The organism is Maricaulis sp., assembly GCF_015665295.1.
GTDB lineage: Bacteria > Pseudomonadota > Alphaproteobacteria > Caulobacterales > Maricaulaceae > Maricaulis.
In genome coordinates this window covers 1-9,359 of sequence record NZ_JADFAJ010000026.1, presented here as the reverse complement: position 1 = coordinate 9,359, position 9,359 = coordinate 1, and the positions used below count along the sequence as shown (strand labels likewise).

Below are 9,359 nucleotides of genomic sequence, written 5' to 3'. Positions count from 1 at the left end.
GTGAGACCCGGATCAAACAGGAAGACAATCCGCTCGAGATCCAGGCCACGGTCGCCTCCAATGATGGAGGCATCTTTGTGGTCGGCCACACCACGGCCTCGACCGATGGCCAGGTGCTCAAGGGCGAGCAGGACCTGGTCCTCGCCAAGTATGATTCCACCGGCAATCGCGTCTGGAGCCGGGTGCTCGGCGCGGCGGAAAGCGCCCAGGGCCTGACCATCGCAACGGACAGCGGCGGCAATGTCGTGGTTGCCGGCAAGGTCGAGGGCGGTCTGGGTGACAGTACCCGGATCGGAGGCAGCGACAGCATCGTCGTGAAATACTCCGCCAGCGGTGTCGAGCAATGGAACCAGCGCTTTGGCGGGACCAAGGACGATCAGGCCGGCACGGTTGCGATCGGCGATGACGGCACGGTCTATGTCGCCGGCAAGTCGGCCAGCGCCTTCGGCGGCGACGCCCATGAAGGCGGCGCGACCGATGGCTATATCCGTGCCATTGATGCGTCCGGCTCAACACTCTGGACACGCCGCGTCGGTTCGTCCGGCAACGAGACTGTCTCGGCCATCGCGATTGCCGAAGACGGCAATCTCGTGATCGCCAGCGAAGAGGATGGCCGCGCCGTCCTGCGCAAGTTTGACGTGTCCGACGATACCTCGGCGGCGATCTGGGAACAGGATTTCGGCGATCTCGACGACGGCCGAATTGGCGGCCTGGCGATCGATGCCACCGGCATCTATGTCACCGGTGCTGCGGGCAGCGGTTTCGCGCCGACCGCACCCGTTTCAGCCCATGCCGGCGGCGTGCGCGATGCCTTCGTGATGAAGCTGAGCGATGGCGGCACGCCGACCACAGATTTCCTGACCTTTGTCGGCTCGGACAAGGACGACGCTGCGGCCGGTGTCCAGGTTCACAATGGCAAGGTCTATATCGCCGGCAAGACGCTTGGCGGGATCAATGGCGATACGCTCAATGGTGAGCGCGACGCCTTTGCAGCCCAGCTTGACGGCACGACGGGTGCGCTGGACTGGTCGACGCAGATTTCCGGTCGCGGCGGTCTGGCCGAGGCCAAGGGCATCGCCCTGTCGACCACCGATGACAGCGTGCTCGACGCATTGGGCCTGCCGACCGGTGCGCTCACCTATTCCGACAGCCGCGTGGTCACCGACCGCAGCTCGGCCCGGGAAGACGATTTCTTCTACATTTCGGTGAATGGCGGCCGGCGCAAGAAAATCACCATCGATGCCGACGACACGATGCGATCGCTGACCTTCAAGATCAACGCCAAGCTGGTCCTCGACGGATCCGCCGATGTACGTCGTTCCAGCGATGGTGACATGTTGCGTATCAAGGCGGCGGAAGGCTCGACGATCGAGCTGTTTGCCGGCAGTGAAGGTCGTGACCTGCTCAAATCCCTCGGCATTTCGCCGGGAGCCATCGTCAACAAGGGCTCCCTGCTCGACAAGGACAACAAGACGACAGACGGGCCGCCGCTGTTCGCACTCGACCTGCCGGCCTCGATGTCGCTGAAGGAAATGGACTCGGCGGAGAAGGCGATGGAATCGATCCAGGACGCCTTGTCCAAGATCCAGCGCGCCTATCGCGAGCTGACCATGGACCCGGCGCTCAAGGAATTGCTGAAGGGCCCGCAGGCGGGCAAGAAGGGCGGCACGGTTCCGGCCTACTACAACGCCCAGCTGGCGAATTACCAGGCCGGCCTGGCGCGCCTGAATTCCGGTTCCGCCTCGGGCGGCCTCTATTTCTAGGCAGTTTTCACAAATTGCAGGACGAGAAGGCGGGGTGGTGTTTCGGCGCTGATCGTCCTGCCGTCCTCGATCGGCTCGTCCAGCTTGAGAAGCGACAGGCCCGCCGCCGCAGCAGCGGCAAGATAATCCGACACACCATGATAATAGGCCTCGACCCGGGCGGCACTGCCATCCGCGCGATCAAACCGGGCCTGGCTGCCGCGCAATTGACGGAAGGGGTGGAGCTCGGACAGGTAAAGCTGTCCGCCCGGTCGCAAGGCCCGTGCGGCGCGGATCAGTACGGGTCCCAGCTCGCGAACATGTTCGAGCACCAGATTTCCGACCACGATATCCGCCGCGCCAGCCTCGACCGGCCAGTCCTGCATGATGTCATGCTCGATGAAGCGGACATGCTCACCCAGCCCGCGTTCACGCGCCCGCGCCAGCATCTCCGGTGACAGGTCCATCGCCATGATTCTGGCCGCATGCCTTGCGAGATGGGCGGTGTTCTTGCCAGTTCCGGCACCAAGTTCGATGACGCAGGCGCCCGCCAGGGGCAGCCCGGCGGCCATCAGGCAAATGGCATCGAGATCGCGGGTGCGGTTTTCATTGCTGTCATAGACAGCGGCCCAGTCGCGATAGGCGGCAAGGGCGGGAATAGTCTCGGGCAGATCGGGTGGGGACATGGACATGGGCGGCTCCGTTGGCAGTGAGATGCCAGCCGGATGCCGCCTCGTAAATATCCGTCGTCTTTCCGGGGGGTCAGGCGGTGCGGTTGACCGCGATCGCGAAATTGCCACCGCGACCGGCCTGCTGGGCCGCGCCGGGACCATAGCCGCCGGAGGTCGAACGCTGGCGGGCGGCCTCGTCGGCAATCGCCTTGACGACGCCTTCAGTCACCGTCTTCAGGGCACCGACAATGCGGCCATTCTCGGCCAGGGATTCATGGAATTTCGTGGTCGCCTGGCGCAGCGCCGCCTTGATCGGGGCCGGGGCGCCGGCAAAACGGGTCGGCTCCTTGCGGGCGCGGGCGACTTCCGCGCGATAGATATTGGCAAGCTGGGACTTCTCGTCCTGCAGGCCGAGCGCATCCTGGGGGCGGCGGTCCTGGAACAGCCGCGTTTCCTCATTGATGAGGTCGGTCAGGCGATTGGTCAGCTTGAGCAGGCCTTCGGCCCGTTCGGCAGGATTGCCGGCAGCCAGTTCGGTCATGTCTTAAATCTCCCCGGTTTCCTGGTAGCGCAGGATTTCTGAAGTGAGGCGGTCGGCAAGGCCAAGTCCGCCGGACTGGGCCATGACCTTGGCGTATTCCTCGTGCAGCAGGCCGGTAAAGGCGCGCTCGCCCGACCCGCCGCCAAACGGATTTTCCTCGCCGGTCTGAGCGAACATCTGCTCGATCATCTGCGACAGGAAGAAGCTCTCGAAGTCCTCGGCAATGGCGCGGGCTTCGGTCTCGTTGCGTGCCCCTCCCAGTGTCGGCGCGCCCTGGGCGCGACCGGTGCCGGTTGCGTTGGCAAGCTGGAGGTCGAGGAAATTGTCCATTCTACAGGACCTCGATCTCGGCCTGCAGGGCGCCGGCAGCCTTGATGGCCTGCAGGATGGTGATCATGTCGCGCGGGCTGACACCCATTGCGTTGAGCCCGTCGACCAGCTGGCTCAGCGACACGCTCTCATCGAGCACGCCGAGTTGCATATTGTCTTCCGTGACCGACACATCGGTGCGCGGCAGGACCACGGTCTCACCCTGAGAGAAGGGGGCGGGCTGGCTGGCGACGGGATTCTCCGTGACCGTGATGGTCAGGTTGCCCTGGGCGATGGCGACGGTGGAGACGCGGACATTCTCGCCCATCACGATGGTGCCGGTATTCTCGTCGATGATGACGCGGGCCGGGATGTCGGCTTCGACACGCAGCTGCTCGACTTCGGCCAGGAGGTCGATCATGTCGCCGTCGAAATGGCCAGGGCGGGACAGGGTGACCGTGCTTGGATCGGTGGCGCGGGCGGCGCCCGGCCCGACAAAGGCGTTGATGGCGTCGGCCATGCGGCGCGCGGTTGTGAAATCCGGATTGCGCAGCGACAGGCGCAGGCTGGCACGATTGGCGAGCTCGGCCCACGGATCTGTGCCGGAGCCTTCAAACGGGTTCTCGACCAGGGCGCCGTTGGCGATCCGGCCGGATGTCGGCACGCCGCGGGTTATGCTGGCGCCGTCGCCGGCCGCTTCAAAACCACCAACCGCCAGCGAGCCCTGGGCAACGGCCCAGGCGCGGCTCTGGCTGTCAAACAGCGGGGTCGCGATCAGCACGCCACCCTGCAGGCTTGACGCGTCACCGATCGCCGAGACCGTGACGTCGATGCGGCTGCCCTGCGAGGAGAAGGCCGGCAGAGAGGCGGTCACCATCACCGCCGCGACATTGCGCGTGTTCAGGTTGGCGTCGCGGGTGTTGACGTTGAAGTGTTCCAGCATCGCGTTGAGCGACTGGTTGGTAAAGGCCGAGTTGCGCAGGCTGTCGCCCGACCCGTCCAGGCCGACCACCAGGCCGTAGCCGACGAGGTGGTTGTCGCGCACATCCTCGACATCGACCATGTCCTTGATACGCGAGGACGCCAGCGCGGGCGCAGCGAGGGACAGGGCGGCGAGAAGGGCGATGATCAGGCGCATTTTGCGGTCTCCGGAACGTGTTCGCGATTGACCTTGCCAGTGGCGTGCCAGTTTGACGGATATGGTTAATAAAATAAAACGCAGAAATACAAAGGCTTGGCGGGTAGGGTGGATCTCGCAGGGGCGGAAAATCCCGCCACCTGCAATCCCGGACCGGCAGTTTTTGCCGGTCGGGGCGGTCAGGTTAAGCCTCTGTTAATCGGCCCGGCCGCATCCATTGGACGTCATCACGAGGAAATGATTCCCGCCATGAAAGTCTCCGGACCCAGCTCGACCAGCTCCGTCTCCGCCGGCAAGCGCAAGACCACATCGCGCGCGTCAGGCGAGGGATTTTCGCTGGATACGCCGGCGAAATCCGCAGGCTCGATGACGGCCAGTTCGGTCTCCTCGGTGCAGTCGGTTGATGCAATCCTGGCGCTCCAGGGCGTCGAGGACTTCACCCATGCACGCAAGCGTGCCACCGAGCGTGCCTTTGACATGCTGGACATGCTCGACGAGCTCAAGATTGCCCTTCTGGAGGGCGGCCTGCCGCGCTCCAAACTGATCGCCCTGATGGACCTTTTGCAGACGCGTCGCGACGCCACCAATGATGCGCGGCTTGAAGCGGCGCTCGACGAGGTCGAGACACGCGCTGCGGTCGAACTGGCCAAGTTCAGCTAAACACCCGGCTTCGACACAAATCATTCAAGGTTTTTCGCTATTTGCTCCGCCTGAATGGTGTGGCAACAGCGTCTCCACATTGACTTGAGCGGCTCGGTGCATATTCTCCGGCCCGCTTTCTGGGGGGAGAGCGCTGTACCGCGTGGAGTTGAGTGGAAAGCGATGAGCGAAGCTGAACCGATCGAACTGCCCAAGGATTACTTTCCGTCGGAAGACGAGCCGTTCATGAATGACCGGCAAAAAGAATACTTCCGCAGGAAACTCAAAGCCTGGAAGGATGACATCCTTCGGGAAAGCCGTTCGACGATCACAAATCTCCAGGAAGACATGGGCGCGCTGCCGGATCTGGCTGATCGTGCCTCGACGGAAACCGATCGATCGCTGGAGCTTCGGGCACGCGATCGCCAGCGCAAGCTGATCTCCAAGATCGAAAAAGCCCTGCGTCGTATCGAGGAAGACGAGTACGGCTATTGCGACGAGACCGGCGAACCGATCTCGCTGGCCCGTCTCGATGCCCGCCCTGTCGCGACGCTGAGCCTGGAAGCCCAGGAGCGCCACGAGCGCAAGGAACGCGTCCACCGCGACGACTAGGCATCGGCCTTCCTGCCCCCGGTCAGCACACGCGCCCGGCTAATGTTGCGCGGTGATCGCTTCGCGAGCGTTGAAGACGGGGATCTCGTCACGTCTCGGATCGCCGGGCGGGTAGAGGACCGGGCCCAGATCCAGCGACTGATCGGGCGCCGGCACAATGCACGTACTGTATTGTCCCATGCCGCCGCCACATTGGGCGAGGCAGGCATTGAGGCGCCGATCGAGCTCTTCGCCGCCGCACATCAAGAGAAAATGACTGCCATAGCTTGACCAGAAGCCGCGCGCGTCCTGCCCCCATCGGGTGCGGGCAATTGAGGCGCCCGCCTGCAGCCGCGATTCAAGGGCCGTGATCTGGACCTGCAGCGCTTCGAGCCGGGCCGCTTCCGCTGCGCTCGCAAGGCCGGGATAGGCAGTGATGTGGATCAGGCCCCCGTCAGCTTCGCCGCTGGCGCGCTCGACATAGGCATCATTCTCCGGGTCGTAATAGATGTGGCGCGTATCGCGGGCAGCCCGGTTGCGCGCCGCGCGAAGCTGATCGCGCAGGCTGTCCAGCATGTCCCGCGCCTCGGTGTCGACACCCGCCGCATCTGACAATTCGCCACCATTCTCGAAATGCGTCCGGTCAAGCTCCGTGACCTGGTCGAGCGCGACGCGACGCTGGTGGTCGAGATAGGCGTCCAACCCGTATTGCAGCGTACATGTTGTCCGGCAGGTGGCGGCCATCGCCTCGCTGAAGGCGGCAGAGCCGGGCGGTGCGGTGGCAAATTGCGCGCCGAGCACCGGCATGCGCGAGCAGGCCATGATCGGCGTCTGGGCCAGGCTTTGGCACGCCTCGCGCCGGTCCGGTGTCAGCAGGCTGCAAATCCCGACATTGACGAGGCCGGCGCAGGACGGGTCCGGAGTGACACCCGCGAGAATGGCGTCCAGGTCCGGTGGCGAAGCTGATCCGGAATCCGGGCCGGAAGCATCGGGAGGCGCTTCGCATTGCGGGCGTGTCCAGTCGGCCGAAAGACGCAGTCCGATCCGCCGCAGCTCCCCCGTATTGTGTTCGAGGACTTCCAGGTCGAGCCGTGGCCGCCTGACCGGATCGGCCGGGTCGGGTCTCACCAGAATGCGGGGCGGATCGGCCGTGACCACCGGGTTAAACGCACAGCTGGCGCGGACACATTGGCCGAGCCCCGTGATGACAGCCATTGCCCGATCCGCCAGCTGGGCGGCGTAGTCACGCTGCAGGGTCCGGGCATGAACGCGGCGGAGGAATTGTTCAGCCTCGCTGCGTTCGCGATGGGCTTCGCGGCTCAGCCGGTCGGCTTCCGCCTGCCGGATTTCAAGTGCCGCCTGGCCAATCGCGCGGGCCGAACGACCGGCGATCGCGAGGGCATTGCCAACGAGCGGCGGCGGACTGCCGGGCGGGCTGGCCTGCAATTCGCTGATGATATTGGCGAGGTCGGACTTGAGATCGCCAAGCGAGAGCAGCTCGGCCTCGAGCGTCGCTGTGCCCGATTGCAGCCGGTCGCTGGCCCGGCGCCGGAAGGCTGTCATGTCGCCCAGCGCCGCCTCGGTGTCACGGATATGCTCGTCGAGTGAACTGGCCAGTTCGAGCGCCGACATGTTGTTGGCATTGCGCACGAAGTCATCGATATCGCCACTCAACAGGCTCAGCTGGATCACCGCGCTGGCGACATTGATGACCGCCGACTGCCAGTACAGGACTTCCTGCTCATAGGCCGCTTCCTCCTCCGCCTGCAGCGCTTCGCGATGCAAATTGGTCAGATGGGCCACGTCCAGCTGGTGCATGTGGTCGATCGCGGTCTCGAGTGCCCCGAAACGCATGTAGAGCTCGCCGGCTTGCTGGAAGGTCATATTGGCAGCGGCGCAGTCGAAGTCCGGGCAGTCGCTGGCCTGGCAGGACTGCGAGGCTGCAAGGGCCGCGTCCATCTGGGCGCCGATGGCGCGCATGTCGGCCAGATCGATGCTGATGAACAGGTCGCGATATTCGTCAAGCCGTGCCTGGAAGTCCTCTGATGTCGCGGCCACCGGCTGGGCGTGGACAGCAGGCCCTGCGAACAGCAGGACCAGTCCGATTGCGGAACGGGCAAGGGCGCGAAGTATCGCAGTTACGGGCATGCTGATCCTCCCCAGGTCAGGCGGGGAGCTTAGTCCGGCTTTTGTGCGGGCAGCAAATCGATTTCGGAACGCGCGGCTAGATAAACAGTAGCGCCGCGCTGGAGCCTATGATCCAGATTGCGGTCATCAGCTTCAGGCGAAGGCCGCCAAGGGCGTGGGCCAGGCGCCGCGCAAGGAAGCCGCCGACCGCGACGGCGGGGGCTGCAAAGACGAGCACCCCCCATTCCAGATGCCCGGCCTCGAAATGATAGAGACTGCCGGTCCAGACCGTAACGGCAGACACGATCACCGCCGTTGAGACACAGATATCGACCGGAAAGCGGCGCAGGAAGAGTGTCAGGGCCAGCAATTCCCCGATCCCGACCGAGAACAGCGCGGTCGCGGCGCCTCCGGCAAGCCCCATCAGCGGGATCAGGATCCGGTCCAGTCTTTCCAGCTCTTCGCGTTCGGCATGCGGGCCGCGCAGGAGGATGATCTGGACAATGAGGGCGCAGCCCAGCGCGATGGAGAACAGCTTGAACAGGAGGAAGGCGAGCTCGCCATCGATCCGCGCCAGGTATTGCGTGGCCAGCAGGGCGGGCAGGCCGGTGAGGAGCGACATCATGACGATCCGGCCGACCACCGGACGGTGCGCGATCTCGTCGGGTCTTACATCAGGGCGGTAATAGCGGTTGAGCCAGGTCAGCGCGCCGACACTCATGCCGAAGCACTGGATCGAGAAGCTCACGCCCACCGTCTGCAAGGGGGCGAGATCGAGCAGTCCGGTTTCGCGCAGGGCTGAAAAGACCGGCACGAAGACGACGCCGCCACCGACACCGGTTGAGTTGGCGACCAGCGCACCGGCCAGTCCGACAAAGCTGAGCGGCCACAATCCTGTCAGGGCCGGCCAGTCCCCGGCCGCGAGGTTGAGCACGCACAGATAGGCCAGGACCAGCAGACCGAGACAGATCAGGGTCAGCGTGCGGACGCGCAGGCGTGGCAGGAGGGAGGCGGCGGTCGACATTGCCCGAGACGTTAGCGGTCCCGGCGCGACCGGCAAGATGGCATGCGCAGAAAAAAAAGAGGGCCGTCACGCGCGTGGCGTAACGGCCCAGTGGTTCCCGATGGTGGCGGGGTTTCGTGTCCTAGAACGGCATCAGGATGTCATAGAGTTCCTGGCCGTAACGCGGGCGCTGGACGTCGGAGAGATGTCCGCGACCGCCGTAGGAAATGCGGGCTTCGGCGATTTGCGTGTGCGCGATCGTATTGTCGGATCCAATGTCCTGCGGCCGCGCAATGCCGGTGATGAGAAGTTCGCGCACCTCATTGTTCACGCGGACTTCCTGGCGGCCGGCGATCACCAGATTGCCATTCGGCAGGACCTGGGTGACGAGGGCGGCCACGGTCAGCGAGATGCTTTCGGTGCGGTTGACGGAGCCGGTCCCGGCGAGCGAGGAGGTCGAACCAAGGCTGGTCAGCGAGGACGGGTCGATGGCGTCGTTGAAGAAGCCGGTCAGGTCGGCACCCAGGAAATTGGTCAGGTCACTGTCCTCGGCCGAGGTACGGCTCCGGTTGGTGGTGTTGTTCAGCTGGGCGCTGTC

The 9,359-nt window shown here is 64.5% G+C and carries 9 protein-coding genes and 1 pseudogene; 3 read left to right on the top strand and 7 right to left on the bottom strand.

What is annotated here, in order from left to right:
• A pseudogene (locus QZZ02_RS12135) lies at positions 1-1,763 on the top strand (hypothetical protein); the annotation flags it as partial.
• Here the strand turns inward: QZZ02_RS12135 and QZZ02_RS12130 are convergent.
• The 4 genes from QZZ02_RS12130 to QZZ02_RS12115 all read right to left on the bottom strand — a co-directional run bounded on the left by QZZ02_RS12130 (position 1,760) and on the right by QZZ02_RS12115 (position 4,401).
• A complete protein-coding gene (locus QZZ02_RS12130; RefSeq protein WP_291844783.1) occupies positions 1,760-2,434 on the bottom strand; it encodes a class I SAM-dependent methyltransferase in 675 nt (224 codons plus the stop codon). The pseudogene QZZ02_RS12135 and the gene QZZ02_RS12130 overlap by 4 nt on opposite strands.
• Before the next feature lie 70 nt (positions 2,435-2,504).
• Positions 2,505-2,954, bottom strand: coding sequence for a flagellar basal-body protein FlbY (locus QZZ02_RS12125; protein WP_291844782.1), 450 nt, complete (start codon positions 2,952-2,954; stop codon positions 2,505-2,507).
• A 3-nt stretch (positions 2,955-2,957) separates the two neighbouring features.
• Positions 2,958-3,284, bottom strand: a complete 327-nt coding sequence (locus QZZ02_RS12120; RefSeq protein ID WP_291844780.1) for a rod-binding protein — start codon at positions 3,282-3,284, stop codon at positions 2,958-2,960.
• Position 3,285: 1 nt separating this feature from the next.
• Entirely contained in the window at positions 3,286-4,401 is a 1,116-nt protein-coding gene (locus QZZ02_RS12115) for a flagellar basal body P-ring protein FlgI (protein ID WP_291844779.1), read from the bottom strand.
• Positions 4,402-4,650: 249 nt separating this feature from the next.
• On the opposite strand from QZZ02_RS12115, the gene QZZ02_RS12110 reads away from it, so the two are divergent.
• Positions 4,651-5,061: a flagellar assembly protein FliX gene (locus tag QZZ02_RS12110; protein ID WP_291844778.1), complete on the top strand. Its 411-nt coding sequence runs from the start codon at positions 4,651-4,653 to the stop codon at positions 5,059-5,061.
• A 162-nt stretch (positions 5,062-5,223) separates the two neighbouring features.
• The gene (dksA, locus tag QZZ02_RS12105) at positions 5,224-5,652 is read left to right on the top strand and encodes an RNA polymerase-binding protein DksA (protein ID WP_291844776.1); all 429 of its coding nucleotides are present in this window, start codon (positions 5,224-5,226) and stop codon (positions 5,650-5,652) included.
• Positions 5,653-5,691: 39 nt separating this feature from the next.
• Here dksA and QZZ02_RS12100 read toward each other — a convergent pair whose 3' ends face one another.
• The 3 genes from QZZ02_RS12100 to QZZ02_RS12090 all read right to left on the bottom strand — a co-directional run.
• Positions 5,692-7,779: a hypothetical protein gene (locus QZZ02_RS12100; RefSeq protein WP_291844774.1), complete on the bottom strand. Its 2,088-nt coding sequence runs from the start codon at positions 7,777-7,779 to the stop codon at positions 5,692-5,694.
• Between the two features lie 76 nt (positions 7,780-7,855).
• Positions 7,856-8,782 (bottom strand): sulfite exporter TauE/SafE family protein, encoded by a 927-nt coding sequence (locus QZZ02_RS12095; RefSeq protein WP_291844772.1) that lies wholly within the window; start codon positions 8,780-8,782, stop codon positions 7,856-7,858.
• Between the two features lie 121 nt (positions 8,783-8,903).
• A partial coding sequence (locus QZZ02_RS12090) for a flagellar basal body L-ring protein FlgH (RefSeq protein ID WP_291844771.1) occupies positions 8,904-9,359 on the bottom strand: 456 nt, incomplete at its 5' end.